We start from the raw sequence: 26,342 nt of genomic DNA, 5'->3' as shown, positions 1-26,342 counted from the left end.
TCACTGCATGAGCTGCGCGGCAACGGTCGCGCCCAGATTCCAGCATGCCTCGACGTCGTCTTTGCCGGGCTTTCCCGAAACGATCACCGGCGCAACGGCTTTGACCCAGCCCAGGCCCGTGGTGATCTGGTCGACGGCCCGCTCGGCCCCCTCGGTGCCCTGGTTGCCGTGCAGGTACAACCCGAACGGCCGCCCCCTGGTCGCGTCGAGCAGCTGATAGTAGGACTCGTCGAACGCGTGCTTGAGCGCGCCGGAGATGTAGCCCAGGTTGGCCGGGGTGCCCAGCACGTAGCCGTCGGCGGCCAGCATCTCGACCGGGGAGACAGTCAGCGCCGGTCGCCGCACCACGTCGACACCTTCGATCTCGGGGTCCGTCGCGCCGGCCAGCACCGCCTCGAACATCTCCTGGCAGTGCGGCGACGGTGTGTGGTGGACGATCAACAGCGTTTTGCTCATCGGCCACCCTGCAAATGCACTGCCGTCCTCATGGCTTCCCGCGCCCGCCGGCGGTCCCCCGCGTAATCGTAGGCCCGCGCCAGCCGATACCAGCGGCGCCAGTCGTCGGGGTGATCTTCGACCTCGGTGCGGACGGTGGCGAACAGCGCGTCGGCCGCGTCGCGCTCGATGCGGCCCGACGGCCGCCGGGGCAGGGCACTGACATCCAATTCCATTCCCTCGCTGGCGATCTCGCGCGCCAATCGTTGATGGGCGAACCCTGAGCGCAGCGTTGCCAGCATCGCCCAGAGCCCCAGGAATGGCATGACCAACACGGCCAGGCCGAGCCCCACCGCCGCGCCCCGACCCGAGCCGATCAGGGCCAGGGCCATCCGGCCGAGCAGGACGAAATAGGCCAGCATCGCCGCGCACATCAGGGCGATGAGCACCTGGGTGCGGCGCAGGCGGGCGTTGTCGCTCATGTCATGTCGCGCCCAGGTCGAGCAGGGGCTCGAGTCCCACCGTCAGCCCGGGGCGCTCGGTGATGCGGCGCACCGCGAGCAGCACGCCGGGCACGAACGAGGTGCGGTCCAGGCTGTCGTGGCGGATGGTCAGCGTCTCCCCCTCGGTGCCGAACAGGATCTCCTGATGGGCGACCAGCCCCGCGAGGCGCACCGCGTGCACGGGCACGCCGTCGACGTCGGCGCCGCGGGCACCCGGCAGGCCGGTGCTGGTGGCGTCGGGGTTGGGCGGCAGTCCCTTCCGGGCCTCGGCGATCAGCTTGGCGGTGCGCGTCGCGGTGCCCGACGGGGCGTCGGCCTTCTGCGGGTGGTGTAGCTCGATGACCTCCACCGAGTCGAAGAAGCGGGCCGCCTGCTGGGCGAAGTGCATGGACAGCACCGCCCCGATCGCGAAGTTGGGCGCGATCAACACCGCGGTGTCGGGGCTGTCGGCCAGCCAGGACCGCACCTGGCCCAGCCGCTCCGCGGTGAACCCGGTGGTGCCGACCACCGCGTGAATATTGTTGTGAATCAAGAACTCCAGGTTCCCCATCACCACGTCGGGGTGGGTGAAGTCGATGACCGCCTCGGTGTCGCTTTCGGTCAGCAGATCCAGCGAATCGCCGGCATCCACCTCGGCCGAGAGGGTCAGGTCGTCGGCGGCCCGCACGCCCGCCACCATCGCCGATCCGACTTTGCCCTTCGCCCCCAGCACGCCTACTCGCATGACGTTCACCCTAGCTTTGTCCACAGTGCCGGTTTCATCCACAGGTTGCGCGCGGGCCGTGGCCGTGGACCGGCGCCGTCGATAGTCTTTCGAACATGTATTCGATGACAGGCGCGCCAAGTGTCGGCGGCGCGGGTGGGCCGGCCCAGGGGCGCGGCCCCCATGACCGGTTACCGGGTGAACCGCCCGGCGAACCCGCGCAACGGCAGGTCCGCACTGGTGAGGAGCCCGGGCGGCGCCGCCACCACCGACTTGATCGAGGCCAGCGCCGGCATCCCGGTCACCGTCATGCCGATGGAGGCGAAGTTGTCGGGGTTCGACAGATCGACGCCCGGCGCGGGGAAGATCATGTGTTTGTTGTAGATGCAGGGGTCGCCCTTGATCTGAGTGATGTAGCAGCCCTTGATATTCCAGCTGGGGTCGGTGTGGGGCGTCATCTGCCACTCGAGGTGGGTCTCCACGCGCGGCACCCCGTCCACGAGGCCCTGGTATTTGATGTAGTTGCCGCCGAGCGACCCCTTCGGCAGGGTGTACCAGCCCAGGTCGACGTCCTTGGTGCACGCGCCCAGCTCGTAGCTGAACTTGACCTCGTCGAGCGGCAGGTCGAAGCAGTCGGCCATCATCAACACGCTGTCGGCGAAGACGCGGGTGTACTTCTCCAGCTTCGACGGAATCTCCGGGTCGTCGACGGGCCGGCCGTAGCCCACCTCGATCCAGGTGTCCTTGGAGTGGTGACAGGAGACGTCGACGGACTCGATGGTGGTGATGTTTTCGATGTCGGCCACGTCGGCCGAGCAGACGACGCCGAGGATCTGGTTGAGACCCGGGTTCATGCCGGTGCCGTAAAACGTCGACCCGCCCCTGTGGCACGCGTCGGCCAACAGCTGGGTCACCGGCTTGCCCGACGGGTGCGGGTGGTTCTTGTCGCGGTGCCAGCCGGTGATCCAGTCGGCCGTGGTGACGATGTTGATCCCGGTCTCGAGAACGCTGACGTAAAGGTCCTCGTCGGGGAAGACGCCGTGGAAGGTCAGCACGTCCGGTTTGGCCGCGATGATCTCCTCGACGCTGCCCGTGGCCAGCACGCCGTTGGGCGCCGTACCGGCCAGCTCACCCGCGTCCTTGCCGATCTTCTCTGGCGAATAACAGTGCACGCCAACAAGTTCCAGGTCCGGTTGGGTGGCGATTCGCTTGATCATCTCCGATCCGACGTTTCCGGTGGCCACTTGGAAGACGCGGATGGGGCCGGCGGGTGCGGGCATCGGTGGGTCAGCCTCTCTGTAACGCTGCGTAGACATCGGCGGCGCTGCCGCCGATGCCGTCTGGATAGAACTGCTTGGCCCACTGGCGGATCGCCGTGAAGCCTTCGTATTCGCCGGTGGCCAGCGCGGGCGGGTCGGAATACCGTTGGTGCTGCCAGATTTCGATGTCCTGGGCGAACTGCCGAATCACCTCGTCGCCGAACTCGACGGCCTTGCGCTGCGCGCGCGCCGGATCCTTGCCCGGCGTGCGGCCGATGTACACCATGAACCGGACGTCGGAGGTGCGCTCGTCGACCGGGGTGATGGCCGAGATGGTGCGGTTGTCGATCATGCCCCAGCTTTTGGTCACCGCGATGCCCAAGCCGCCGTTGATCGCCTCCACGCCACTGTTGACGTCCTCGATCCGCTGCCCGTCGTCGCCCTCGAAGGTGATGGTGAAGTCGACGAAGGACACCGGCTCGGCGAAGTCGTGGCGGGTGAACACCGGCACGATCGGCGTGTTGTGGACGTATTTGAAGTGGGCGAAGTCCACCCCGTTCTCCAGGACGTACTGCGGGTGCATCTCCAGGCGTTCGCGGTAGAGCCGTTGCTGCGGGTAGTAGTCGGCCGCGCTGCTGCCGTCACCGAACGCGCCGAAGACGTCGGGCGCCTCGAAGAACGGGTCGCGGCGCTCGACGTCGTGCCAGATGTAGATCGACTGGTTGCGCTCGACCACCGGATAGGTGCGGATCCGGCGGCCGCGATTGGGGCGGTCCTGATAGGGGATGCACACGTTGCGGCCCTGCTGATTCCACTGCCAGCCGTGGAATGGGCACTGCAACACCTCGCCGACGACCTTGCCGCCATACCCAAGGTGCGCGCCGAGGTGTTCGCAATAGGCGTTCATGACCGTCAGCTGACCGGATTCGGCCCGCCAGGCGACCATTTCCTCGTCGAAGTACTTCATCCTGTGCACGTCGCCGACGCCGATCTCGTCGGACCAGGCGACCTGGAACCAGCCGGTCGGCTTCATCGACAGCGGCGGCTTGGCCATTACGCGCCTCCCTCCACGCGCTCACATCATAGGCCGCGCTCACCCAATATAAAAGTACCCTCTATGAAACTTGTTCGCCCGCGTGCGCTCAGCCGATAAGATCGCCCAATGACTCGGCAGGCAAGCGGAGCCGGTATCGCCGGCCGGCGCCCTAACCGGCGCGGCCACGCGACCCGCGAGAGCATGCTCGAGGCCGCGCTGCGCTCGTTGGCCTCGGGTGAGCCGGGCTCGGTGTCGGCGAACCGGATCGCCAAGGACATCGGCGCCACCTGGGGCGCGGTGCAATACCAATTCGGCGACACCGACGGCTTCTGGGCGGCCGTGCTGCACCGCACCGCCGAGCGGCGCGCCGCCACCTTCTCGACGCTGTCGACGCCGGTGTCGGCGGACGCGCCGCTGCGCGAACGGGTCGGCGCCATCGTCGAGACGCTGTATCGCGGCCTGGCGTCGGCGGATTCGCGCGCGATCGAGAACCTGCGCGCGGCGCTCCCACGCGACCCCAAGGAGCTCGAACGCCTCTACCCGCGCACGGCCGCCGAGCTGTTCTCGTGGGGCAAGAGTTGGCTGGAAACCTGCCAGCACGCGTTCGCCGGCCTGGACGTCGACCCGGACCGGGTGCGGGAGGTCGCCGCGCTCATCCCCGGCGCGATGCGCGGATTGGTGTCCGAACGCCAACTGGGCTCCTACGCCGACCTGGACATGGCACGCCGCGGGTTGACCAACGCGTTGGCGGCCTACCTGGAACGGTCGCGCCCGGCGTGACGCGGTCGGCCACACCGGATGGCATGGGCGACATCGTCATTCGCGAGGCGACACCCGCCGACTTCAGCGACGTGGCGGCGATGCACTATCCCGTGTGGCGGGACTCCTGGGCCGGTGTGCTGCCGGCGAACGTGCTCGATGTGCTCACCTCGCCGCAGCGCTGGGCCGTGCTGCTGTATCCGCGAGACCTGAACCGGCCGGGGTGGAGCATGTGGCTCGCCGAGGCAGGCGGCACGCCGCTGGGCATGACGATCTTCGGGCCCGACCCGGAGGACCCCGAGCGTGTCGAGCTCGACGCGCTATACATTGCGGCCACCCGCCAGCGCGACGGGCTGGGCACGCGGCTGCTCGAGCGGGTGCTGAGTTTCGCCGCGGGCCGCGACGTCGTGCTGTGGTGCGCTAAGACCAACGCCCGGGCGCGGCGGTTCTACGAAAAGAACGACTTCCGCCCCGACGGGCGCACCCTGGACTGGGAGCCGGTGCCCGGCCTGACGGTCCCCCACCTGGGCTATCGGCTCACGCGTCGATGACGACGCGACCGCCGTCGGCGCGCGACACGCACACCAGCATCCCGTCATCGGCGGGCGCCCGACCCCGGTGGTCAACTTGTCCCGCAAGCACTTTCACCTTGCAGGTACCGCAGAATCCCTGCCGGCAGGAGTACGGCGTCGTCGGGTCCCGGTCGAGCATTACGTCCAGCGCGGACCGGTCGGCCGGCACGGCAAGCACCTGCCGCGAACGCCCGAGTTCCACCTCGAATGGCACCCCGTCGACCACCGGCGGCGGGCTGAACCGCTCGTAATGCAAGGGAGCCGAAGCGTATTCGTCGCGAGCGGCGCGCACGGCGTCGAGCATCGCGCTCGGCCCGCACACATAGACGGCCGTCGCGGGCCCGGCGCCCGCCAGCAGCTCCTGCACGCCGGCGATGCGGCCGTGCTCGTCGTCGGCCCACACCGTGACCCGATCGGGCGCGATGGCCACTACCTCGTCGAGCAGCGGCATGTACTCGCGGCTGCGCCCGGCATAGACGGCGCGCCATTCGATGCCGCGCTGGGCGGCCACCCGCAGCATCGGCAGGATGGGGGTCACCCCGATGCCGCCGATGACGAACAGCACGTCACGTTCGGTCGAGCCGAGGTAGAAGGCGTTGCGCGGCCCCTCGAATTCGCACGTGTCCCCCACGGCGAAGTCGTGCATCTCGGCGGAGCCGCCGGCGCCGTCGGCGATCCGGCGGACGGCGACGCGGTAGTCGGTGCGCCGCCCGGGCGGCCCGCACAGCGAGTACTGCCGGCGCCGGCCGGACGGCAGCCGAATGTCGATGTGCCCGCCGGGCGTCCACGCCGGCAGCAACCCGCCGCTCGCGTCCGCCAAGGTCAACGCGACGACGTCGGGCGCGACCAGCTCGCGCCGGGTGATCACCGCGGTGTGCGTGCGCTGGACCGGTTGCACCCGCGACGGGTCCCAGCGCGACACGCTGGCGAAGCCCTCGAACAGCGCGCGAATGCCCCACAGGACGGTGCCGAGGCGATCGTGTTCGCGGCGGCCATACAGGTCCGGCGGCCTGCTGTCCCAAATGCTTTGCGTCACGGCGCGTCTCACTTCTGCCGGATATCGAGGCGCGCCAGCAAGCGGATGGACGTCGGGCTGACGCGCCGCATGATGTAGCCCAACCGCGACTCCGCGGCGATCGGCAAGACGGCCGGGCTGGTCCGGATGGCTTTCACGATCGCCTTGGCGGTCGCCTCGGGGGTGTAATTGCGGCGCCGGTACGCCTTGTCGGCCTTCTGCCGGGCCCGCTCCTGCTGCTCGTCGGTCAGCCCGGCGTAGACCGTGCTCTTGGCGATGTTGGTGTTGACGAAGCCCGGGCACACCGCCGTCACACCGATGCCCTCGTCGGCGAAGTCGGCGCGCAGCGATTCGCTGAGCGCCAAGACGGCCGCCTTAGTGGTGCCGTAGGCCACCATGGATTTCGACGGCAGGAACGCCGCCGCGGACGCGACGTTGATGATGGTTCCGCCCTGCCCCCGCTCCACCATCTGCGCCCCGAACGCCCGGGCACCGGAGATGACGCCGCGCAGGTTGACCCCGATGATGTCCTCCCAGTTGGCCGCGCTGGTCTCCAGGAACCGCCCGGCCATGCCGATCCCGGCGTTGTTGACCAGGATGTCGACCACACCGTGCTCGCGGAGCACCTGCGCGGCAAGCTCGTTCATCGCCGCGTCGTCGCGCACGTCGACGCCGTACACGGCGGCCTGCGCGCAGGCGGCGCGCACGGCGTCCGCGGTCTCTTCGGCGGCGGCCACGTCCCGGTCGGCGATGACGACCGTGTGTGCCCCGCGCCGCGCCAACTCCACCGCGGTGGCCCGGCCGATGCCCGCGCCGGCCCCGGTGACCAGGGCGAGCTTGCCGCGCACGTCGCGTCGCCCGCCCCGCACCTCGGTGGGCCGGGGGTGTGCCAATGCCGTTGCGCCGCCGGTGTTTTGCTCGACCCACTCAGCGGTCAGCCGGGCGATGACGTCCGGTCGCGACGTCACCACCCAGTGCCCGCCCTCGATCCCCAGCACCCGACCACCGCCGTTGACCGCGCCCGCGAACTGCTGCAACGCGGGCGTGACGAACAGGTCGCGGCGCGGCACCAGGGTCTGGACGGCGACGGTAGTCGCCGGGAGTGGCGCGTCGGCCGCCAGGAGGGATGCGGGCATGTTCTGGCGGTACAGGTTCAGACCATTGGTGTAATCGGCGATCTTGCGCAGCGTGTCGTGGCGCTGGCTGCGTGTGCTCGAGCGGCCGATGCGTTCCAGCGCGGCGACCACTAGGACGCCGAGGTGCGACCAGAACGCCAGCTCGGGCAGCAGCGGCATCAGGAAGAACCCGATGTAGCTCGACGCCAGCAGCTGCCGGGCCACCCGGGCCAGGCTCCGCGGCGTGCGCGCCGAACGCAGAAACGCCCGCGCGTACCGCAGGTGGGGCCCGGAGATGGAGGTGAACGACGCCACCTTGTCCATCACCGACTCGTCGGTCATCGCCGCCCAGGCCTGGATCGAGCCCCAGTCGTGGGCCAGCACGTGGACCGGCCCGACGGCGAGGCTGTCGATCACGGCGGCGAGGTCGGCGATCAGCTGCGGGAACGCGTACCCCGAACGCCTTGGCGGGCGGCCTGATTCGCCGGCCCCGCGCACGTCATAGGCGACAACGTTGTAGCGGCGGCCCAGCGCGTCGAGTTCGCGCGCCACGCCGTCCCAGACGTGGTGGTTGTCGGGCCAGCCGTGGATGGCCAGCACCGTGGGGCGGGCCGGGTCGAGGTCGGTATAGCGATGCACCGCGAGGGGGACGCTGTCGGCACCGGCGACGGTGGTGCTGGTGGTGGGGCTCGTCATCTCGGTCATGGTTCAGCGCGCCGCCCGCGCGGCGGGTGAGACGGCCAGGTAGTCGACGGCCGATTCCAGGCCGCCGAGCTGCGAGGGATGAAAACCCGGCCGGTAGTAGTCCGCGACCGCCCGGGCGAAGCGCGACGGCGCGGGCACCAGCCCGCGGCGGGCAGCCGAGAAATAGTCGCGCCAGCGGGGTTTGGCGCCGCGCGGCAGCAGGGGGTCCACCGCATACATGAATCGCACGCCGCGGATCCACAACAGCAGCATGGCGGGCGCCACCACCAATTGGGCGCGCACCTGGCGCCAGTACCCGGCGCGCAGGTGCTTCATGGTGTCGAAGGCCACCGCCTTATGCTCAACCTCTTCGGCGCCGTGCCAGCGCAGCATGTCCAGCATCACGGGGTCGGTGCCGATGGCGTCGTGCGCCGGCGAGTCCAGGATCCACTCCCCCAACACGGCGGTGTAGTGCTCGATCGCGGACACCAGCGCAATCTGCTCGAGCAGCCAGGCCTGCCGGCGCCGCTCGCTCGACCGCGGGCGTTGCCCCAGCAGCGTCTCGAACAGCCACCTGATCTGCCCGGTGTAGGGCGTGACGTCGACGCCGCGCGCCTCGAAGTGGGCCAGGACCTTGCCGTGCGCCTGCGAGTGCACCGATTCCTGACCGATGAAGCCCTGGACGTCGAGGCGCAACTGCTCGTCTTTGATCAGGGGCAGCGCCCGCTTGAACACCTCGACGAAGAACTCCTCGCCCGCCGGCAGCAGCAGGTGCAAGACGTTGAGGACGTGCGTGGCAAACGGCTCCCCCGGCACGTAGTGAAACGGCAGCGCCGCCCAGTCGAAGTCCACATCCCGCGCCTCGAGCACCAGGCGCTCGTGAGATGACGCGTCGTGCGGACCGGCGGCCCGGTCGTCGACGGTGAACATTGTGCCCCCTACCTCGGCACCTACCCCGAGCACGAAGCGGTACCGGTGACATCGCGCGTCGTCAGTATAGTGACGACCCCCCGATACACGAAACCGCCGGTACCGGGTTTTGCCGCCGACGTCACCCGCGGCGCAACCACGGATAACGGGGCCGCTCCCCGGCGTCCAGCAAAGGCGCTAGTGAGCCTCGGCGTGCTGCTTGAGGCGTTGCAGGGTGAGCCGGATGTGCTCGGTGTTGACGGCCGCGCGATCGGGGGTGCCGGTGGCGCGGCCCGCGATCGACCGGAACCAGGCGGGCCTGCGGTCCCAGGTGCTCTCGGTGACCAGGCAGCCGCCGTCGGCCGCGACGATGTCGTATTGCCAGCGCGCGACCGGGACCACCGTGTGCCGCACGTCGAACGCGAACAGCCGGCCGGGCTCGGCGTCGGTCACCGTGCAGGTCGTGCTCCAGCGCCGCCAGCCGTTCCTGTTGCGCCCGCTGAACACCGCCCCGGGCGTCACCGCGTCGCCCTTGCGCCACGTCATCGCCTCCGCCTCCTCGGCCAGCGAGGCCAGGGTCGGCAGGTCGGTGATGAGGCCGTACACCGCGTCGGGGCGGGCGTCGATGTGGACGGTGGCGCTCACGCACGGGTCGGTCATCGGCCGATCATAGGCAGCGGGCGCGGCCGAAGCGGGAAAAACCTGGCACCGGTTCGCGCCCGGGCTTCGATTGCGGCCCCCGCCGACTTTCTTCACACTTGAGGGGCCCGAAGGGCCTGAGGGGCAACGCGACGCAAGGGGCGCTCATGCGAGTCGGTGTGCCAACCGAGACCAAGACCAACGAGTTCAGGGTCGCCCTCACCCCGGCCGGTGTCGCCGAACTGACCCGCCACGGCCACGAGGTGCTCGTGCAGGCCGGCGCCGGCGAGGGCTCGGCCATCCCCGATCCCGAATACAAGGCGGCCGGCGCCGAACTGGCCGACACCGCCGAGCAGGTATGGGCCGAGGCGGACCTGCTGCTGAAGGTCAAGGAACCCGTGCCGGCCGAATACGGCCTGCTGCGGCGCGATCAGGTCCTGTTCACCTATCTGCACCTGGCCGCGTCGCGCGCGTGCACCGACGCGCTGTTGGCCTCGGGCACAACGGCGATCGCCTACGAGACGGTGCAGGCCGCCGACGGCACGCTGCCGCTGCTGGCCCCCATGAGCGAGGTCGCCGGACGGCTCGCCGCGCAGGTGGGCGCCTACCACCTGATGCGCACCCACGGCGGGCGCGGCGTCCTGATGGGCGGCGTCCCGGGCGTCAAGCCCGCCGACGTCGTGGTGATCGGGGCGGGGACCGCGGGCTACAACGCGGCCCGGGTGGCCGGTGGCATGGGCGGAGCCGTCACCGTGCTGGACGTCAACATCACCAGGCTTCGACAGCTCGACGCGGAATTCGGCGGGCAGGTGCGCACCCGGTACTCGTCGGCCTACGACCTGGAGGGCACCGTCAAGCGCGCCGACCTGGTGATCGGGGCCGTGTTGCTGCCCGGCCACAAAGCGCCCAACCTCGTCTCCAATGCGCTTGTCGCGCAAATGAAGCCGGGGGCCGTGCTGGTAGACATCTCCATCGACCAGGGCGGCTGCTTCGAGGACTCGCGCCCGACCACCCACGACGACCCGACGTTCGCCGTGCACGACACGCTGTTCTACTGCGTGGCCAACATGCCCAGCGCGGTCCCGAAGACCTCGACCGTGGCGCTGACCAACGCCACCATGCCCTACGTCATCGCCCTCGCCGACCGCGGCTGGCGGGCGGCCTGCCGCTCCGATCACGCGTTGGCGCAAGGGCTTTCGACGCACGACGGCGCCCTGCTGTCCGACCAGGTGGCCACCGACTTGGGGCTGCCCGCTGCCGATCCCGCCAGCGTGCTGGGCTGACCGTCAGGCGTTGGCCGCCAGCGCGGCGACGATGTCGGCCGCGGGGCCGGCGCTGGCGTGCTTGAACGCCGTACCCGCCCACAGGGGCATCCCGTTCGGGTCTTCCTGGGCCGCCGCCGCCTGCCGGATGGGCCAGGTCATCTGGTTCACCTCGGGATATCCCAACGGCGCCAGGTGGTCCAGCTGGCGGGTGAAGTCGTTCTCCAGGCCGCGCGCGTAGCGGCCCGAAAACGCCCGGGTCACAACGGTCGTCGCGAACAACGGGTTCTTCAGCGCGACGCGGTGCGCCGAATTGGTGCCGGCCTCGTCGCTGAGCAGCAGCGCGGTGCCGACCTGCGCCGCCACCGCACCGCGGCGCAGCACGGTCGCCACCTCCTCGGCGGTGCCGAGCCCGCCGGCGGCGATGATCGGGACGTCGTGCGCGTGCCGGATCCGGTCGATCAGCTGGTGCAGCGACTCGCTGCCCGGCTCCATGTCCGGCGCGAACGTACCGCGGTGCCCGCCGGCGCCGGGTCCCTGCACCACCAGGCTGTCCGCGCCGGCGGCCACCGCCACCCCGGCCTCGTAGGCCGACGTCACCGTGACCATCACGAGCAGGCCCAGCGCGCCGAGCCGGCGGATCACGTCGGGCGGCGGCACCCCGAAGGTGAACGACACCAGCTCGGGCCGCACGTCGGCCACCACCTCGAGTTTTTCCTCCCACCCGTCGTCGTCGCCGTATTGCGGATGCCCGACCTCGACGTGGTAGTGCTCGGCGATCTCCTCGAGCTCGGCGGCGTAATAGTCCAGCGCCACCCAGTCCGCGACGCTGGGCTGGGGCACGAACAGGTTCACGCCCAGCGGGCCGGTGGTGGCCTTGCGCGCCGCGGCGATGTCCTCGGCGAACTGGTCGGCATCCAGGTAGCCGCCGGCCACGAAGCCCAGGCCGCCCGCGTTGGACACCGCGGCCGCCAGCGCGGGGGTCCCGGGACCGCCGGCCATCGGCGCGCCGACGATGGGGACCATGATGTCCCAGAAACCCAGTACCATCCGGCTACTCCGCCGACGGCGAGCGCCGGCACGGCGCGAGTGTGGGGGCGGACATGTGGCGCTACTTTACCATCGCCCGAAGTTGTTGGGGCAGTGACCGTTTGGAGGTGAACGGGCCCAGCACCGCGGCCCCGTAGGGCTGGCTGAGCAGGCGCCGGGCGACCGCGTTGACCTCCTCGACCGTCACCTGGTCGATCTGCTGCAGCGTGTCCTCGATGCTGCGGTGTTTGCCGTAGTTCAGTTCGCTGCGCCCCAGCCGGCTCATCCGCGAGCTCGAGTCCTCCAGGCCCAGCACCAGCCCGCCCCGCAGGGAGCCCTTGGCGATGCGGCATTCGGCGTCGGTGATGCCGTCGCGCGCCACGGACTCCAACACCTCGCCGGTGACCTGCATGACCTCGGCGAAACGCTCGGGCTGGCAGGCGGCGTACACCGACAGCGCTCCGCTGTCGGCGAAGATGTCCACCGTCGAGTACACCGAGTAGGCCAGGCCGCGCAGCTCGCGCACCTCCTGGAACAGCCGCGAACTCAGGCCGCCGCCCAGCGCCGTGTGCAGCACCGACAACGCCCAGCGGTGTTCCCACCCGCGCCCGGGCGTGCGGACTCCCAGCGACACGTGCGCCTGCTCGGCGTCGCGCTTGCCGACCAGCAGACCCGGCCGGCCGGTCACCCGGCCCGCGCCCTTGCGCGGGGCGATCGGCTCCCGTCCGCGCACCAGGTGCGGCCCGAAGTGCCGACGCACCAACGACACCACCTCGGCGTGGTCGACGTTGCCGGCGACCGCCACCACCATCCGGTCAGGCGTGTACCGCCGGACGTGGAACGAGTGCAGCTGGGCGCGGGTCATCGCCGACACCGACTGCGCGGTGCCGATCACCGGGCGCCCTACCGGGTGGTCGCCGAACAGCGCGCCCAGGAACATGTCGCCGAGGGCGTCCTCGGGGTCGTCGTCGCGCATCGCGATCTCCTCGAGGACGACATCGCGTTCCAGCTCGACGTCGTCGGCGGCGCAGCGCCCGTTGAGCACCACGTCGGCCACCAGGTCGACGGCCAGCGCCAGGTCGCTGTCGAGCACGTGCGCGTAATAGCAGGTGTGCTCCTTGGCGGTGAAGGCGTTGAGCTCTCCCCCGACGGCGTCCATCGCCTGCGCGATGTCCACGGCGGTGCGGGTCGGCGTCGACTTGAACAGCAGGTGTTCCAGGAAGTGCGCCGCGCCGGCCACCGTGGCGCCCTCGTCGCGCGAGCCGACCCCGACCCACACCCCGACCGAGGCCGACCGCACCGACGGCAGGTATTCGGTGACCACCCGCAACCCACCCGGCAGGGTGGTGCGGCGCAGCACCGCCTGATGTCCGGGTTTGGCTGCGGCGACGCGGGCGCCCCGGCGCAGCGCGGGGTCGGCTGCCGGCTTCCTAGACTGAGCTGGCGGCATCGGCCGGTGCGGTCTCCGGGGCGGGGGCCTCGCCGCCGGCCGACTCCTCGTCGGCCACCAGGACCAGCGAGATCTTGCCGCGCTTGTCGATGTCGGCGATCTCCACGCGCAGCTTGTCCCCGACGTTCACCACGTCTTCGACCTTGGCGATGCGCTTGCCCTTGCCGAGCTTGGAGATGTGCACCAGCCCGTCGCGTCCCGGCAGCAGCGACACGAACGCGCCGAAATCGGTTGTCTTGACCACCGTTCCGAGGAACCGCTCGCCGACGGTCGGCAGCTGCGGGTTGGCGATGGCGTTGATCTTGTCGATCGCGGCCTGCGCCGACGGGCCGTCGGTGGCGCCGACGAACACGGTGCCGTCGTCCTCGATGGAGATCTGCGCGCCGGTCTCCTCGGTGATGGCGTTGATGACCTTGCCCTTGGGCCCGATGACCTCGCCGATCTTGTCGACCGGCACCTTGATGGTGGTCACCCGCGGCGCGTACGGGCTCATCTCGTCGGGGCCGTCGATGGCCTCGGCCATGACCTCGAGGATGGTCAACCGGGCGTCCTTGGCCTGCGCCAGCGCGCCCGCCAGCACCTGCGACGGGATCCCGTCGAGCTTGGTGTCGAGCTGCAACGCGGTGACGAAGTCCTTGGTGCCGGCGCACTTGAAGTCCATGTCGCCGAACGCGTCCTCGGCGCCCAGGATGTCGGTCAGCGTGACGAAGCGGCGCTCCGTCTTGCCGTCCACCTCGACGTCGTCGGAGACCAGGCCCATCGCGATGCCCGCCACCGGCGCCTTCAGCGGCACCCCGGCGTTGAGCAGCGCCAGCGTGGACGCGCAGACCGAGCCCATGGACGTCGAGCCGTTGGAGCCCAGCGCCTCGGACACCTGGCGGATGGCGTAGGGGAACTCCTCGACGCTCGGCAGCACGGGCACCAGGGCCCGCTCGGCCAGCGCGCCGTGCCCGATCTCGCGCCGCTTCGGCGAACCGACGCGGCCGGTCTCACCGGTGGAGAACGGCGGGAAGTTGTAGTGGTGCATGTAGCGCTTGGAGGTCTCGGGGCCCAGCGAGTCGATCTGCTGGGCCATCTTGACCATGTCGAGCGTGGTGACGCCCAGGATCTGGGTCTCGCCGCGCTCGAACAGGGCGCTGCCGTGCGCCCGCGGCACGACGGCCACCTCGGCGGACAGGGCGCGGATGTCGGTGATGCCGCGGCCGTCGATGCGGAAGTGGTCGGTGAGGATGCGCTGGCGGACCAGCTTCTTGGTCAGCGAGCGGAAGGCGGCGCTGACCTCCTTCTCCCGGCCCTCGTAGGTCTCGGCCAGGCGCGCCTGCACCTCGGCCTTGAGCTCGTCGGTGCGCGCGTCGCGCTCCGCCTTGCCGCCGATGGTCAGGGCCTTGGCCAGCTCGTCGGTCGCCACCGAGGCGACCGAGTAGTACACGTCCTCGGCGTAGTCGGGGAACACCGGGTAGTCGCTGGTGGGCTTCGCGGCCGCGTCGGCCAGCTCCTGCTGCGCGGCGCACAGCGCGGCGATGAACGGCTTGGCCGCCTCGAGGCCCTCGGCGACCACGGTTTCCGTCGGCGCCTGGGCGCCGCCCTCGACGAGCTCGATGACCTTTTCGGTGGCCTCGGCCTCGACCATCATGATGGCGACGTCGGGCTTGCCGTCGGAGTCGGTGCCGACGATGCGCCCGGCCACGACCATGTCGAACACGGCGCGCTCGAGTTGTTCGACGGTCGGGAACGCGACCCACTGGCCGTCGATCAGCGCCACCCGCACCCCGCCGACGGGACCCGCAAACGGCAGGCCGGCGAGCTGGGTGGACGCGGACGCGGCGTTAATCGCGACGACGTCGTAGAGGTCGTTGGGGTCCAGGCTCAGGATCGTCACGACGACCTGGATCTCGTTGCGCAGGCCCGAGACGAACGACGGGCGCAGCGGCCGGTCGATCAGGCGGCAGGTCAGGATCGCGTCGGTGGAGGGGCGGCCCTCCCGACGGAAGAACGAACCGGGGATGCGGCCCGCGGCGTACATCCGCTCCTCGACGTCGACGGTCAACGGGAAGAAGTCGAAGTGTTCCTTCGGGCTCTTGCTGGCGGTGGTCGCCGACAACAGCATGTTCTCGTCGTCGAGGTACGCGGCGACGGCGCCGGCGGCCTGCTGGGCCAGCCGGCCCGTCTCAAAACGGATGGTGCGGGTGCCGAAGCTCCCGTTGTCGATGGTGGCGGTCGCCTCGAACACGCCCTGGTCAATCTCAGCTACAGACATAGACGTCCGTACGGCCTCTCTTATCTTCGGCTGTTTCGCGTCGTCACGCGCAACCTGGAGAGAGACCGCAGAGGGTACTCACCGACCCCTGGCGGGGCCCGCGAGTCACCCTCGAAGCTTTCGTGAAGAGCCGGGTCTGTATGCGGCTACGGCCATCGATCGAAGCGGCCGACCTGCTCCAGATCCGGAGAGCCCGGCAGCCACTACCGAAGACCGTCCGATGCAGACCCAACCGCTCCCTCGGACTTGCGTAGTGACACGCTGGAACGGCACACGCGGATCTGCGTAGCCGCACCGTTTGCTCGGGCCGAACGGCCCAGAACGTCCTTACTCTACACCGGCGGCCTCGGCCCACGGCACGAGTGCGCGCATTGGGGCCAGGCCGCCCGCCTCAGCGGCGCAGGCCCAGGCGCTCGACGAGCGAGCGGTACCGCGCCACGTCGATCTGGGCGACGTACTTGAGCAGCCGGCGCCGGCGCCCGACCAGCAGCAGCAGCCCCCGCCGCGAGTGGTGGTCGTGCTTGTGCACCTTCAGGTGCTCCGTGAGGTCGGCGATCCGCTTGGTCAGCAGCGCGACCTGCGCCTCCGGCGAACCGGTGTCGGTGTCGTGCAGGCCGTAGGTGCCCAGGATCTCTTTTTTCTGCTCGGCTGTCAGCGCCACGAAACTCTCTCCATCAATGAAGTCCGCGATAAGAAGGTGTTCAGCGCGGCCACCGCGAACCGCAGCACGCGCCGATGTCGTCCGGGAGTTTAGCAGCCGGTGAGCACCGCCCCCGAATCGTCGCGCCGGGCGAGCAGCGCGATCAGTCGGTGAGCAGGCCGCGCGCCCGCTCGGTGTCCCCGCCCATCGCGACGACGAGCTCCTTGACGGAGTCGAACTTGAGTTGCCCGCGGATCCGCGCCACGAAATCCAGCGCCACGTGCTGGCCGTAGAGATCGGCGTCGGTGTCCAGCACGAACGCCTCCACCGTGCGGGTGCGACCCGAGAAGGTGGGGTTGGTGCCGACCGACACCGCGGCCTGGTAGCGCTCGCCCGGGATCACGCTTCCGGTCACCGGGCCGTGGCCCAGCACCGTGAACCAGGCGGCGTACACGCCGTCGGCGGGGATGGCCGAGTACATCGGCGGCGCCACGTTCGCCGTGGGGTAGCCGAGTTCGGCGCCGCGCCCGTGCCCCCGCACGACGACGCCCTCGACGCGGTGCGGGCGCCCCAGCGCCTCGGTGGCCGCGACGACATCGCCCGCGTCGACGCAGGAACGGATGTAGGTGGACGAGAACGTGACGGTCTCGTTGCTGTGGTGCTCGGTGAGCAACGACATCGACTCGACCGCGAATCCGAACCGGTCGCCGGCCCGGCGCAGGGTTTCGACGTTGCCGCCCGCCTTCTTGCCGAACGTGAAGTTCTCCCCGACGACCACCTCGACCACATGCAGGTTCTCGACCAGCAGCTCGTGGACGTAGCGCTCGGGCGTCAGCTTCATGAAATCGGTGGTGAACGGCATCACCAGGAAGACGTCGATGCCGAGTTCCTCGACCAGTTCGGCGCGGCGCGTCAGCGTCGTCAGTTGCGCCGGATGGCTGCCCGGATAGACAACTTCCATGGGATGCGGGTCGAAGGTCATCAACACCGCCGGCACGTTGCGGGCCCGTCCGGCCTTGACGGCGTGCGCGATCAACTCGGCGTGGCCGCGATGCACACCGTCGAAGACGCCGATGGTGAGCACGCACCTGCCCCAGTCCGTGGGTATCTCGTCTTGGCCGCGCCAGCGCTGCACGCCCGCAAGCCTACGGCGCCGGGTCGCCGTCCGGGAGACCGAAACGGCGTCGGGTGTCGTGGAGCACACCGATCGGGGTTGGGTTGCCTAAACTCTGTCGATGTGAGGGCTGACGAAGAGCATGGCGGTCTCACCGCTGTCGGCCAGGACTATCTCAAGGTGATCTGGAACGCCCAGGAGTGGTCGCACGCCAAGGTCAGCACCAAGATGCTGGCCGAGAAGATCGGGGTGTCGGCCAGCACCGCGTCGGAGTCGATCCGCAAGCTCGCGGAGCAGGGCCTCGTCGACCACGAGAAGTACGGCGCGGTGACGTTGACCGAGGCGGGCCGCCGCGCGGCGCTCGGCATGGTGCGCCGGCACCGGCTGCTGGAGACGTTCCTGGTCAACGAGCTCGGCTACGCCTGGGACGAGGTGCACGACGAGGCCGAGATCCTCGAGCACGCCGTCTCCGATCGCCTGGTGGCCCGCATCGACGCCAAGCTCGGTTTCCCGCAGCGCGACCCGCACGGCGACCCGATTCCCGCCTCGGATGGGCAGGTGCCCACCCCGACGGCGCGGCAGCTGTGGGCGTGCGACGACGGGGACGCCGGGACCGTGGCCCGCATCTCCGACGCCGATCCGCAGATGCTGCGTTACTTCGCCGACGTCGGCATCAACCTCGACTCGCGGCTGCGGGTGCTCGCCCGCCGCGAATTTGCCGGCATGATCACCGTGGCGATCGCCTCGGGCGGTGGCGCCGAGGAGACGGTGGACCTGGGCAGCCCCGCCGCCCGGGCGATCTGGGTGACGGACTGAACGTCCGACGCGCTGCCCGGCGGGCGGCTCAACGCTCGGCGCGCTGGTAGGCGGTCACCACGGCGGCGCCGCCCAGCCCGATGTTGTGTTGCAGCGCGGCGGTGACGTTGTCCACCTGGCGCTTGTCCGCGCGGCCGCGCAGCTGCCAGGTGAGTTCGGCGCACTGCGCCAGACCCGTGGCCCCCAGCGGGTGCCCCTTGGAGATCAGGCCGCCGGACGGGTTGACCACCCACCGCCCGCCGTAGGTGGTGTCGCCGTTGTCGATCAGCTTCGGCGCCTCACCCGGGGCGCACAGGCCCAGCGCCTCGTAGAGCAGCAACTCGTTGGCGGAGAAGCAGTCGTGCAGCTCGATCACCTGGAAATCGTCGGGGCCCAGCCCGGACTCGTCGTAAACCTGTTGCGCCGCTTGAACATTCATGTCATAGCCGATGAGGTTCTTGGCGCTGCCGTCGAACGTCGACGCGAAATCGGTGGTCATGGCCTGCCCGACGATCTCGACCGCCTGGGAAGCCAGGTCGTGGCTGTCGACGAACCCCTCCGAGGCCAGGATGGCCGCGCCGGAGCCGTCCGAGGTCGGCGAACACTGCAGCTTGGTCAGCGGGTCGGAGATCATCCGCGCGGCCAGAATGTCGTCGAGCGTGTAGGAATCTTGGAACTGCGCGAACGGGTTGTTCACCGAATGTTTGTGGTTCTTATAGCCGATCTTCGCGAAATGCTCTGCGGTGCTGCCGTATTGCTTCATGTGCTCACGCCCGGCGGCGCCGAACATCCACGGCGCGACGGGCATCGCGAACTCATCGATCGCGGCCATCGCCTTGACGTGCTTGCCCATCGGCGATTCGCGGTCCTGGGCGCCGCCGCCCAGCGAGCCGGGCTGCATCTTCTCGAAGCCCAGCGCGATGGCGCAGTCCACGATGCCGCCGCGGATCGCCTGGGCGGCCAGGAAGAGCGCCGTCGACCCGGTCGAGCAGTTGTTGTTGACGTTGACGACCGGGATGCCCGTCATGCCGAGCTCGTAGAGGGCCCGCTGCCCGGACGTGGAGTCACCGGCCACATAGCCGACGTAGCCCTGCTGCACCTCGCGGTAGTCGATGCCCGCGTCGCGCAGCGCGTTGGTTCCGGATTCGCGCGCCATGTCGGGATAGTCCCAGCCCTCGCGGCGGCCCGGTTTCTCAAACTTCGTCATGCCGACGCCGACCACGAACACCTTGTTGGGCATGACGCACCTCTTCGATCGTTTTTCTTGACACCTGTCTAGTCGGCAGCTTAGCCGCGCGGAGGCGCGCGCAGGAACCCCCAACCGGGCGTCACTTGCGTACGCTCAGACGAACACCGACGACGAAAGACTCATCACTATGCAGGCAGCGGTCACTCCCGAAGCCGCCAACGCCATCGCCGACATCGCGTCGCGCCACGGGCTGTCCCGCGAGGCCGTCCTGGCCATGCTGTTCGCCCTGCAGACCGGCGGCGGCACCATGGCGCAGTTCTCCATTCCCGAATTGGGCGGGTCCGGGCAGTGGATGCGCGGCGGGATGACGATGGTTGGCGACATGTTCGACAACGCGCTCAAGGCGCGGGTCGACGCCCTGTGCAACGACCTGGTGCAACTGCTCGCCACCACCACGGTGTTCCCCGCGCAGGCGCAGGCCGGCGCGGCGCAGGCGCAGGGCGGGTTCGCGCAGGCCGGCTGGTGGCCGGCCGACCTGGGCGTCCCCAGCGCCTCGGGTGCACAGAACAACGTGCGGTACGCGTTCTTCCCGGCCACCCGGCGGTTGGCGCTCCAGATCGACGGTGTGACAAGGGTTTTCGATACCGGTGAGCACCACATCGGCGGGGTGCAGCAACAGCAGGGCGGCGGGTACGGCTCGGTCAGCTTCACCAGCCAGCTCGGCACCTTCGGCGTGTCGGACCTGCGGGAGCTCGGCGCTCAGCAGGTCGCCGAGACGCCCGCGGCGGCGCCCGCCCCGACGGCGCAACCCGCCCCCGCGGCGGCGGCGGGGGATCCCGCGTCGGTCGTCGCGGCCATCGAGGCGCTGGCCGGCTTGCACGAGCGCGGCATCCTGTCCGACGACGAATTCGCGGCGAAGAAGGCCGAGCTGCTCGGCCGGTTGTGAGGGGTTAACTCGTCCCGTTCTGCATCGTCGCCGGGCGGAAGTAGGATCGCCCGACTCCTCCTCAGAACGTCCCGTTCTGCATCGTCGCCGGGCGGACCACCACCACCGATTTGGTTCCCCGGCCCTCATCCCGCAGCAACGCCATCACCCGGCCGTCGGCAGCGGTGGCGGCGTAGACGCCGGGGATGCCGGCGGGCTCGAGGGGACGGCCGTGCGCGGTCGCCTCGGCCTCCGCGGCGGACAGGTCGCGCCGCGGGAACACCAGCAGGCAGGCGTCGTCCAATGTGAGGCTCAGCCGCGGCTGCGCGGCGAGCGCCTCGAGCGGTTGCGCCCACTCCAGCGAGAACCGGCCGACGCGGGTACGGCGCAGCGAGGTGAGGTGCCCGCCCACGCCCAGCGTCGCGCCCAGGTCGCGGGCCAGCGCGCGGATGTAGGTGCCCGCCGAGCAGTCCACCTCGACGTCGAGATCGAGCAGCCCGTCCGCGCAGCGCCGAACGGCGAGCACCTCGAAGCGATCGATGCGCACCGGGCGCGCCGCGAGCTCGACGGCCTGGCCCTCGCGCGCCAGCCGATACGCGCGCTGGCCGTTGACTTTTACGGCGCTCACTGCCGACGGCACCTGCTCGATGTCGCCCCGCAATCCGGCCACGGCCGCGGCGATCGCGTCGTCGGTGACGTGCGCGGCCGAGGCCCCGCCGACCAGTTCGCCCTCGGCGTCGTCGGTGGTGGTGGCCTGGCCCAGCCGCACCGTGGCGGAATAAGACTTGGGGGCGGCGGTCAGCAGCCCGAGGATCTTGGTGGCGCGCTCGACGCCGAGCACCAGCACGCCGGTGGCCATCGGGTCCAGCGTCCCCGCGTGGCCCACTCTGCGGGTGCCGAAGATCCGCCGGCACCGGCCCACCACGTCGTGACTGGTCATCCCGGGCGGCTTGTCGACGACGACGATGCCCGGGTCACTCATAACGCGATGGCGGTCAGCACGAGGCCGCGCTCGACCGACCAGCGGCCGCGCAGCGCGGTCAGCGGCGGCCCGGACAGCGCCGCCGGGTCGATCAGGATCCGCGAGACGAAGCCGCCCGTCACCGCCTCGGGCCCGTCGGCCTCGAACGTGATGTGGGCGTCCTCGAAGCCCAGCCACCGCTTGGTCAACGGGAACCAGGCCTTGTACGTTGCCTCTTTGGCGCAGAACAGGATTCGGTCCCAGTGCAGCGTCGCCGGCAAGGCGCGGGGAATCTCGGCGCGCTCCTCGGGCAGGCTGATCGCGCCCAGCACGCCGTTGGGCAGTTCGTCGTGCGGTTCGGCGTCGATGCCCAGCGAACGCACCGCCGCCGAGCGGCCGACCACCGCCCCGCGAAAGCCCGTGCAGTGCGTCAGGCTACCCACCACACCGTCGGGCCAGCACGGTTCTCCCTTGTCGCCCTTCAGGATTGGCACCGGGGGCAGGCCCAGTTCGGCCAAAGCGAGGCGCGCGCAGTGCCGCACGGTGATGAACTCGTTGCGCCGCTTGGCCACCGACTTGGCGATCAGCGGCTCCTCTTCGGGCAACGGGACCAGGTCCGGTGGATCCGAATACAGCTCGGCGTAGGCCGGCCCGTCCGGCGTCGGCTCCGGCAACACCGACGCGAGCAGCGTCTCCCCCGTCACCGTGATTGCCGCTGCTGCAACCGGTCCCGGAATTGCGCGGCTTGCGCCTTCATCTCGGGAGTGATGGTGAAGTGGCCACCGAAGTCGTTGAGGTCCCCCGGCGCGTACTGCGGGTCGGGCAGCACCTGCCGCAGCCAGCGGGGCGGCTTGCGCCGGCGCCATTCCCGGGGGTAACCCACCGACACCTCCTCGAAGCGCACGTCGTCATACCAGGTGGTGCGCGGGATGTGCAGATGGCCGTAGACCGAGCACACGGCGTTGTAGCGGGTGTGCCAGTCGGCGGTCTTGGTGGTGCCGCACCACAGCGAGAACTCGGGGTAGAACAGCGCGTCGCACGGGTCGCGAACCAGCGGGAAGTGATTCACCAGCACCGTCGGCGTCATCCAGTCCAGTTGCTCCAGACGCGCCCGGGTGAGCTCAAGGCGCTCGCGGCACCAGGCCTCCCGCGTGGGATAGGGCTCCGAGGACAGCAGGAACTCGTCGGTGGCCACGATGTTGCGCTCCCGCGCGATCGTCAGGCCCTCGGCCTTGGTGGTCGCGCCGTCGGGCAAGAACGAATAGTCGTACAGCAGGAACATCGGGACGATGGTCGCGGGGCCGCCGCGCTCGGTCCACACCGGGAACGGATGCTCGGGCGTGATCACGCCCATCTCGTCGCAGACGTTGACCAGGTACTCGTAGCGGGCCTTGCCGAAGATCTGCACCGGGTCCCGGGTGGTGGTCCACAGCTCGTGGTTGCCCGGCACCCAGATCACCTTGGCGAACCGCTTGCGCAGCAGGTCCAGCGCCCAGCGAATCTCGTCGGTGCGCTCGGCGACGTCACCGGCGACGATCAGCCAGTCGTCTGGATGCGAGGGGTGCAGCGACTCGGTGACCGGCTTGTTGCCGAGGTGACCGGTGTGCAGGTCCGACACCGCCCACAGCGTCGGTTGTCCCCCATTGGTCGATTCCTGGCCTGCCACGACTATCCAGCCTAACGACTCGGCCGGCGGGCCCCGGCCGCACCGGGCCGCGGCGGGCCGACTCGCGGCGAAACTGGAACGAGTTCTCGTTCCCCTGTGGCGGCCCGCGGGCGACTTGTACACTCCCCGCAAAGGGCCGCCGAGGCGTGAGGGGGTGTGGTGTTCGCCAAAGTGCGTCTGCTCGGGGCGTTGAGTGCGCTGCTCACAGCGGCCGTGGGAGGGACGGTCGGCTGGCAGCAGTCTCCCCCGTCGCCCGGCGGCGACCGGCAGCCGGTCGAGCTGCGGTCGACGGCGCAGCCGCTGGAGACCACCATGAAGAGCCCCATCGTGGCGACCACGGATCCGCGCCCGTTCGACGCCTGCGAGGACATCCCGTTCGACGTGATCCAGCGGCTCGGGTTGAGCTTCACCCCGCCCGAGCACGAGGACGGCCTGCGCTGCCACTTCGACGCCGGCAACTACCAGATCGCCGTCGAGCCCATCATCTGGCGCACCTACGAGCAGTCGCTGCCCGCCGACGGCGTCGAAACGACGATCCAAGGCCACCGCGCGGCGCAGTACTGGGTGCTCAAGCCGACCTACCACAACAGCTACTGGTTCTTCTCCTGCATGATCGCGTTCAAGACCAGTTACGGCGTGCTGCAGCAGGCGTTGTACTACTCGACCGTGTACTCCAACCCCGACGTCGACTGCATGCAGACCAATCTGCAACGAGCCAACGACCTGATCCCGTACTACAAGTTCTAGGCCGTGAGTCTGACCTCGATTCGACCCGACCCGTCCGCGCTGCACACCGTGCGCCACCTCGGTGACAAGGCGCTGGGCCGCCTGCTGGGCCTGCCGCCGGTGAGCAGCGACTACTGCGTGCAGCGGGTGCGCGTGCCGATGCGCGACGGGGTCGAGCTCAGCGCCGACCACTACGCGCCGACGACCGCCACGCCCGCCGGTGTGGTGCTGGTGCGCGGACCCTACGGCCGCGCGTTTCCGTTCTCGCTGGTCTTCGGTGCGCTCTACGCGGCCCGCGGCTATCACGTGGTGCTGCAGAGCGTGCGGGGCACCTTCGGGTCGGGCGGGGACTTCGAACCGATGGCCAACGAGGCCGCCGACGGCACCGACACCGTGCAGTGGCTGCGTGAACAGCCATGGTTCCCAGGGCGATTCGCCACCATCGGGATGTCGTATCTGGGCTTCACCCAATGGGCGCTGCTGCGCGACCCGCCGCCGGAGCTGGCGGCGGCGGTCATCGCCGTGGGGCCGCACGACTTCAACGAATCGACCTGGGGCACGGGCACATTCGCGATCAACGACTTCCTGGGCTGGAGCGACATGGTGTCGCACCAGGAGGAGCCGGGGCGCATCCGGTCCGGCCTGCGCCAGCTGCGGGGCCGACGCCTGGTGGAGGAGGCGGCCGCGGCGGTGCCGGTGGGTGAGGCCGCCCGCGCGCTGCTGGGCACGGGCGCACCCTGGTTCGAAGCCTGGGTGGAACACTCCGACCCCAACGACCCCTTCTGGGACGCGTTGCGCTGCACCGAGGCGCTGGACCGCGTGCAGGCGCCCGTGCTGCTGATCGGTGGTTGGCAGGACATCTTCCTGCGCCAGACGCTGCAGCAGTACCGGCACCTGCGGGGCCGCGGCGTCGACGTCGCGCTGACCGTCGGGCCCTGGACGCACACCCAGCTCATCACCTCGGGCCTCGCCGGCTGCGTGCGCGACACCCTGGACTGGCTGGACACCCACCTGCGCGACGCCGCCCCGCGCCGGCCCAGCAGGGTCCGCGTGTGCGTGACCGGCGTGGACAAGGGTCAAGCGTGGCGCAACCTGGCCGACTGGCCACCGACCACCACCGAACGCGCGCTGTACCTGCGGCCCGGCGGGCACCTCGGTGAGACCGCGCCGGCCAATCCGAAGTCGTTGGCGGCGGCCACATTCCGCTACGATCCCGCTAACCCGACGCGCACCATCGGCGGCCCGCTGCTATCACCCAACGGCGGCTACCGCGACGACAGCTCGTTGGCGCGGCGTGACGACGTGCTGGCCTTCACCAGCGTCACCCTCACCGACGATCTGTACGTCTACGGCAATCCGGCCGTCGAGCTGGCCCACAGCTCGGACAACCCGCACGTCGACGTGTTCGTTCGGCTCAGCGAGGTCGACCCGAAGGGCCGCTCGCGCAACGTCACCGAGGGGTACCGGCGGCTGACGCCCGCCAAGAAGTCCAAGGCGACCGTCCGCATCGAACTGGACGGCGTCGCCCACCGCTTCCGCGCCGGCTCACGGGTGCGGGTGTTGATCGCGGGCAGCTGGTCGCCCCGCTACGCCCGCAACCTGGGCAGCGGGGAGCCGGTGCTGACCGGACGTGAGCTCATACCGGCCACTCATACGGTGGCCTACGGCCGTTCGCGGCTGCTGCTTCCCGTCGGCCGCGCCGACGCGTCAGCCGACGGCGTCGCGGACGCGGGCGGCCACCGCGGCTAGGGCGTCGTCGTCGAGAATCGGCGCGCCCAACGGGGCGTCGACCGTGAGGTCCACCCAACTCTTGCAGCCGCCGTGCTCGGGCGTGCGCAGGATCCGGACCGGGTCGGCGAGCGGCGTCACCGACACCACGAGCACCGCCAGCCTGTGCTTGGGGCGAAAATCCAGCCGGTCGGCACGCACCGACTCACGGGTCCAGATGTGCAGGTCCTCGATGGCGTCGAGGTTCTCGGGCTGGTTGACGGCAACCGCCGCAACAACTTTCGCGGCGGCCCGGATCACCAGGTGGTCCTCCGTGCTGTCCGCGGCGGCGGGCTGCAGCAGGTCCTGATGCTCGGGGCGGACGCGTTCGGCGTGGCTGTGCGCGACGGTCGGGAACAGCAGGAACTCGCTGGCGGCCAATTCGAAGCGCTTCTCGCCGATGCCGCCTTTGCGCAGCAGCACCCGCTGCCGGCCGTCGAGCAGGGCGTGCACGGCGGCGCTCCACTCCTTGAGGGCGGGCACCGTTGCGGTGAGGGTCATTTCGCGCCGGCCAATCGGGTCGCCCTGGCGACGACGTCTGGCCGGCGCAACGGCGGCACAGTCTTGGGTGGCTGACGGCGCGGCGGCAGCGCGCCGAGCAGGCGCGCGGTGGTGGCGCTGATCTCGGCGATCGCCGCCTCGAACGCATCGGCCTGGGCCGCCGAGGGATGCGTGATGCCGCTGACCTTGCGTACGTACTGCCGCGCCGCCGCGGAGGTGCCGGACTCCGCCACCTGGTCGGCCCCGCCATCCGGCGCGCGCCTTCGGCGAGGCGCACCTATCGTGTTAGGCATGTGCCGGAACATCACGGAACTGCGCGGTCTGCAGCCCGCGGCCACCGGGGCGGAGGTGGAGGCGGCGGCGCGGCAGTACGTACGCAAGGTCAGCGGCATCACGCATCCCTCGGCGGCCCAGGCCGATGCGTTCGAGGC

28 protein-coding genes are annotated in these 26,342 nt (G+C 70.2%); 8 read left to right on the top strand and 20 right to left on the bottom strand.

Translation table 11 applies throughout. The features are described 5' to 3' along the window. The 5 genes from A5700_RS19025 to A5700_RS19005 all read right to left on the bottom strand — a co-directional run bounded on the left by A5700_RS19025 (position 1) and on the right by A5700_RS19005 (position 3,954). Positions 1-456, bottom strand: coding sequence for a flavodoxin family protein (locus A5700_RS19025; protein WP_068074649.1), 456 nt, complete (start codon positions 454-456; stop codon positions 1-3). Continuing rightward, on the bottom strand, positions 453-917 hold the full coding sequence (locus A5700_RS19020) for a hypothetical protein (protein WP_068074648.1): 465 nt from the start codon (positions 915-917) through the stop codon (positions 453-455). Before A5700_RS19020 ends, A5700_RS19025 begins: the two co-directional genes overlap by 4 nt. A gap of 1 nt (position 918) precedes the next feature. Continuing rightward, complete coding sequence (gene dapB, locus A5700_RS19015) at positions 919-1,662, bottom strand: 4-hydroxy-tetrahydrodipicolinate reductase (RefSeq protein ID WP_068074742.1); 744 nt, start codon at positions 1,660-1,662, stop codon at positions 919-921. Positions 1,663-1,832: 170 nt separating this feature from the next. Further along, on the bottom strand, positions 1,833-2,921 hold the full coding sequence (locus A5700_RS19010) for a dihydrodipicolinate reductase (protein WP_068074645.1): 1,089 nt from the start codon (positions 2,919-2,921) through the stop codon (positions 1,833-1,835). A 7-nt stretch (positions 2,922-2,928) separates the two neighbouring features. Continuing rightward, on the bottom strand, positions 2,929-3,954 hold the full coding sequence (locus A5700_RS19005; protein WP_068074642.1) for a Rieske 2Fe-2S domain-containing protein: 1,026 nt from the start codon (positions 3,952-3,954) through the stop codon (positions 2,929-2,931). Between the two features lie 183 nt (positions 3,955-4,137). Between A5700_RS19005 and A5700_RS19000 the strand changes: the two genes are divergently transcribed. Both A5700_RS19000 and A5700_RS18995 read left to right on the top strand, forming a co-directional pair. After that, positions 4,138-4,716, top strand: coding sequence for a TetR family transcriptional regulator (locus A5700_RS19000; RefSeq protein WP_068285328.1), 579 nt, complete (start codon positions 4,138-4,140; stop codon positions 4,714-4,716). 23 nt (positions 4,717-4,739) lie between these two features. Then, a complete protein-coding gene (locus tag A5700_RS18995) occupies positions 4,740-5,246 on the top strand; it encodes a GNAT family N-acetyltransferase (protein ID WP_068074637.1) in 507 nt (168 codons plus the stop codon). Here A5700_RS18995 and A5700_RS18990 read toward each other — a convergent pair. From A5700_RS18990 to A5700_RS18975, 4 genes are all read right to left on the bottom strand, one after another. Next, entirely contained in the window at positions 5,233-6,303 is a 1,071-nt protein-coding gene (locus tag A5700_RS18990) for a PDR/VanB family oxidoreductase (RefSeq protein ID WP_068074634.1), read from the bottom strand. The genes A5700_RS18995 and A5700_RS18990 overlap by 14 nt on opposite strands. 8 nt (positions 6,304-6,311) lie before the next feature. Next, positions 6,312-8,093, bottom strand: a complete 1,782-nt coding sequence (locus A5700_RS18985) for an SDR family oxidoreductase (RefSeq protein ID WP_068074739.1) — start codon at positions 8,091-8,093, stop codon at positions 6,312-6,314. A 12-nt stretch (positions 8,094-8,105) separates the two neighbouring features. Next, positions 8,106-9,011, bottom strand: coding sequence for a metal-dependent hydrolase (locus tag A5700_RS18980; protein WP_068074631.1), 906 nt, complete (start codon positions 9,009-9,011; stop codon positions 8,106-8,108). Positions 9,012-9,188: 177 nt separating this feature from the next. After that, a complete protein-coding gene (locus A5700_RS18975) occupies positions 9,189-9,650 on the bottom strand; it encodes an SRPBCC family protein (RefSeq protein ID WP_068074628.1) in 462 nt (153 codons plus the stop codon). A gap of 146 nt (positions 9,651-9,796) precedes the next feature. On the opposite strand from A5700_RS18975, the gene ald reads away from it, so the two are divergent. Continuing rightward, positions 9,797-10,912: an alanine dehydrogenase gene (ald, locus tag A5700_RS18970; protein WP_068074625.1), complete on the top strand. Its 1,116-nt coding sequence runs from the start codon at positions 9,797-9,799 to the stop codon at positions 10,910-10,912. A 3-nt stretch (positions 10,913-10,915) separates the two neighbouring features. Here ald and A5700_RS18965 read toward each other — a convergent pair whose 3' ends face one another. From A5700_RS18965 to A5700_RS18945, 5 genes are all read right to left on the bottom strand, one after another. After that, a complete protein-coding gene (locus A5700_RS18965; protein WP_068074622.1) occupies positions 10,916-11,941 on the bottom strand; it encodes a nitronate monooxygenase in 1,026 nt (341 codons plus the stop codon). Between the two features lie 61 nt (positions 11,942-12,002). Further along, complete coding sequence (locus A5700_RS18960; RefSeq protein ID WP_068074619.1) at positions 12,003-13,370, bottom strand: pitrilysin family protein; 1,368 nt, start codon at positions 13,368-13,370, stop codon at positions 12,003-12,005. After that, positions 13,351-15,627 carry a polyribonucleotide nucleotidyltransferase gene (locus tag A5700_RS18955; RefSeq protein WP_068074616.1) on the bottom strand — a complete coding sequence of 759 codons (2,277 nt, stop codon included), beginning with the start codon at positions 15,625-15,627 and terminating at the stop codon, positions 13,351-13,353. The genes A5700_RS18960 and A5700_RS18955 overlap by 20 nt, the downstream gene beginning before the upstream one ends. 391 nt (positions 15,628-16,018) lie before the next feature. After that, positions 16,019-16,288, bottom strand: coding sequence for a 30S ribosomal protein S15 (rpsO, locus tag A5700_RS18950; protein ID WP_066950523.1), 270 nt, complete (start codon positions 16,286-16,288; stop codon positions 16,019-16,021). 142 nt (positions 16,289-16,430) lie between these two features. Next, the gene (locus A5700_RS18945) at positions 16,431-17,402 is read right to left on the bottom strand and encodes a bifunctional riboflavin kinase/FAD synthetase (protein ID WP_068074612.1); all 972 of its coding nucleotides are present in this window, start codon (positions 17,400-17,402) and stop codon (positions 16,431-16,433) included. 102 nt (positions 17,403-17,504) lie between these two features. Here A5700_RS18945 and mntR point away from each other — a divergent pair, with 102 nt between their 5' ends. Continuing rightward, on the top strand, positions 17,505-18,197 hold the full coding sequence (mntR, locus tag A5700_RS18940; protein ID WP_068074609.1) for a manganese-binding transcriptional regulator MntR: 693 nt from the start codon (positions 17,505-17,507) through the stop codon (positions 18,195-18,197). 28 nt (positions 18,198-18,225) lie between these two features. Here mntR and A5700_RS18935 read toward each other — a convergent pair whose 3' ends face one another. Beyond that, positions 18,226-19,416 carry a lipid-transfer protein gene (locus tag A5700_RS18935; RefSeq protein ID WP_068074607.1) on the bottom strand — a complete coding sequence of 397 codons (1,191 nt, stop codon included), beginning with the start codon at positions 19,414-19,416 and terminating at the stop codon, positions 18,226-18,228. A gap of 136 nt (positions 19,417-19,552) precedes the next feature. Here A5700_RS18935 and A5700_RS18930 point away from each other — a divergent pair, with 136 nt between their 5' ends. Beyond that, positions 19,553-20,311 (top strand): SHOCT domain-containing protein, encoded by a 759-nt coding sequence (locus A5700_RS18930; RefSeq protein WP_068074603.1) that lies wholly within the window; start codon positions 19,553-19,555, stop codon positions 20,309-20,311. 61 nt (positions 20,312-20,372) lie between these two features. On the opposite strand, the gene truB is transcribed toward A5700_RS18930, so the two are convergent. From truB to A5700_RS18915, 3 genes are read right to left on the bottom strand one after another with little or no spacing between them, the layout of a single operon-like run. After that, entirely contained in the window at positions 20,373-21,272 is a 900-nt protein-coding gene (gene truB, locus A5700_RS18925) for a tRNA pseudouridine(55) synthase TruB (RefSeq protein ID WP_068074600.1), read from the bottom strand. Beyond that, complete coding sequence (locus tag A5700_RS18920; protein WP_068074597.1) at positions 21,269-21,955, bottom strand: 4'-phosphopantetheinyl transferase; 687 nt, start codon at positions 21,953-21,955, stop codon at positions 21,269-21,271. The genes truB and A5700_RS18920 overlap by 4 nt, the downstream gene beginning before the upstream one ends. Continuing rightward, positions 21,952-22,917, bottom strand: a complete 966-nt coding sequence (locus A5700_RS18915; protein WP_068074594.1) for a metallophosphoesterase — start codon at positions 22,915-22,917, stop codon at positions 21,952-21,954. Before A5700_RS18915 ends, A5700_RS18920 begins: the two co-directional genes overlap by 4 nt. A gap of 159 nt (positions 22,918-23,076) precedes the next feature. Here A5700_RS18915 and A5700_RS18910 point away from each other — a divergent pair, with 159 nt between their 5' ends. Further along, the gene (locus A5700_RS18910; protein ID WP_068074736.1) at positions 23,077-23,664 is read left to right on the top strand and encodes a DUF3558 domain-containing protein; all 588 of its coding nucleotides are present in this window, start codon (positions 23,077-23,079) and stop codon (positions 23,662-23,664) included. Between the two features lie 3 nt (positions 23,665-23,667). Next, a complete protein-coding gene (locus tag A5700_RS18905) occupies positions 23,668-25,392 on the top strand; it encodes a CocE/NonD family hydrolase (protein WP_068074591.1) in 1,725 nt (574 codons plus the stop codon). On the opposite strand, the gene A5700_RS18900 is transcribed toward A5700_RS18905, so the two are convergent. Together A5700_RS18900 and A5700_RS18895 are read right to left on the bottom strand one after the other, a co-directional pair. Next, complete coding sequence (locus A5700_RS18900; RefSeq protein ID WP_068074588.1) at positions 25,351-25,911, bottom strand: DUF1802 family protein; 561 nt, start codon at positions 25,909-25,911, stop codon at positions 25,351-25,353. The two genes, A5700_RS18905 and A5700_RS18900, sit on opposite strands and share 42 nt — an antisense overlap. After that, positions 25,908-26,144: a DUF2277 family protein gene (locus tag A5700_RS18895; protein ID WP_369828289.1), complete on the bottom strand. Its 237-nt coding sequence runs from the start codon at positions 26,142-26,144 to the stop codon at positions 25,908-25,910. Before A5700_RS18895 ends, A5700_RS18900 begins: the two co-directional genes overlap by 4 nt. A gap of 58 nt (positions 26,145-26,202) precedes the next feature. Between A5700_RS18895 and A5700_RS25510 the strand changes: the two genes are divergently transcribed. Beyond that, positions 26,203-26,342: DUF2277 domain-containing protein (locus A5700_RS25510; protein ID WP_156671298.1), on the top strand; the 140-nt coding region annotated here is incomplete at its 3' end.

It is taken from the genome of Mycobacterium sp. E1214, assembly GCF_001666755.1.
Classification (GTDB): Bacteria; Actinomycetota; Actinomycetes; order Mycobacteriales; family Mycobacteriaceae; genus Mycobacterium.
The sequence above is the reverse complement of the archived record's forward strand: the minus strand, read 5'-3'. Positions and strand labels throughout refer to the sequence as shown.

Excerpts from the sequence above, each read along its gene's own strand:
- A5700_RS19025 (WP_068074649.1), bottom strand. The coding sequence starts at position 456 with ATGAGCAAAACGCTGTTGATCGTCCACCACACACCGTCGCCGCACTGC.
- A5700_RS19020 (WP_068074648.1), bottom strand. The coding sequence starts at position 917 with ATGAGCGACAACGCCCGCCTGCGCCGCACCCAGGTGCTCATCGCCCTG.
- dapB (WP_068074742.1), bottom strand. The coding sequence starts at position 1,662 with ATGCGAGTAGGCGTGCTGGGGGCGAAGGGCAAAGTCGGATCGGCGATG.
- A5700_RS19010 (WP_068074645.1), bottom strand. The coding sequence starts at position 2,921 with ATGCCCGCACCCGCCGGCCCCATCCGCGTCTTCCAAGTGGCCACCGGA.
- A5700_RS19005 (WP_068074642.1), bottom strand. The coding sequence starts at position 3,954 with ATGGCCAAGCCGCCGCTGTCGATGAAGCCGACCGGCTGGTTCCAGGTC.
- A5700_RS19000 (WP_068285328.1), top strand. The coding sequence starts at position 4,138 with ATGCTCGAGGCCGCGCTGCGCTCGTTGGCCTCGGGTGAGCCGGGCTCG.
- A5700_RS18995 (WP_068074637.1), top strand. The coding sequence starts at position 4,740 with ATGGGCGACATCGTCATTCGCGAGGCGACACCCGCCGACTTCAGCGAC.
- A5700_RS18985 (WP_068074739.1), bottom strand. The coding sequence starts at position 8,093 with ATGACGAGCCCCACCACCAGCACCACCGTCGCCGGTGCCGACAGCGTC.
- A5700_RS18980 (WP_068074631.1), bottom strand. The coding sequence starts at position 9,011 with ATGTTCACCGTCGACGACCGGGCCGCCGGTCCGCACGACGCGTCATCT.
- A5700_RS18975 (WP_068074628.1), bottom strand. The coding sequence starts at position 9,650 with ATGACCGACCCGTGCGTGAGCGCCACCGTCCACATCGACGCCCGCCCC.
- ald (WP_068074625.1), top strand. The coding sequence starts at position 9,797 with ATGCGAGTCGGTGTGCCAACCGAGACCAAGACCAACGAGTTCAGGGTC.
- A5700_RS18965 (WP_068074622.1), bottom strand. The coding sequence starts at position 11,941 with ATGGTACTGGGTTTCTGGGACATCATGGTCCCCATCGTCGGCGCGCCG.
- A5700_RS18960 (WP_068074619.1), bottom strand. The coding sequence starts at position 13,370 with ATGCCGCCAGCTCAGTCTAGGAAGCCGGCAGCCGACCCCGCGCTGCGC.
- A5700_RS18955 (WP_068074616.1), bottom strand. The coding sequence starts at position 15,627 with ATGTCTGTAGCTGAGATTGACCAGGGCGTGTTCGAGGCGACCGCCACC.
- A5700_RS18935 (WP_068074607.1), bottom strand. The coding sequence starts at position 19,416 with ATGCCCAACAAGGTGTTCGTGGTCGGCGTCGGCATGACGAAGTTTGAG.
- A5700_RS18930 (WP_068074603.1), top strand. The coding sequence starts at position 19,553 with ATGCAGGCAGCGGTCACTCCCGAAGCCGCCAACGCCATCGCCGACATC.
- truB (WP_068074600.1), bottom strand. The coding sequence starts at position 21,272 with ATGAGTGACCCGGGCATCGTCGTCGTCGACAAGCCGCCCGGGATGACC.
- A5700_RS18900 (WP_068074588.1), bottom strand. The coding sequence starts at position 25,911 with ATGACCCTCACCGCAACGGTGCCCGCCCTCAAGGAGTGGAGCGCCGCC.